Here is a 280-nt window from a genome sequence, read left to right as displayed (position 1 = left end):
GGATACCGTTGCGCGCAGCGACCGCCTGCAGCTTCTCAGGCGTCATCAGGTTGGTCGAGGTATCTACGCGCGAAACCACTTGCGTCGATCCGCGCTGGCGCACGTCTGCGCTGCGAGTTAGATCCGCTGCAACGCGAGAGCCGGACGAAACCTGGTCCGTCAGAGACGCCGACCGGTCGCGGCGAACGTGCTGCCCGGACTCCATTCCGGTGGAGTCATTGTGCATCTGCGAGCCTTCGTGAGAGACGTTATCGCTCTCGGTGTAGGCGGCCAAACTACT

General features: G+C 62.9%; 1 protein-coding gene. It reads right to left on the bottom strand.

Going from position 1 to position 280, the window contains the following annotated elements; genetic code table 11:
- Positions 1-280 (bottom strand): hypothetical protein (locus AC1RPH_RS08280; RefSeq protein WP_481762108.1); only part of this gene is annotated, 280 nt, incomplete at both ends.

It is taken from the genome of Dellaglioa sp. CoH-57-MRSF-16, assembly GCF_056782055.1.
The sequence above is the reverse complement of the archived record's forward strand: the minus strand, read 5'-3'. Positions and strand labels throughout refer to the sequence as shown.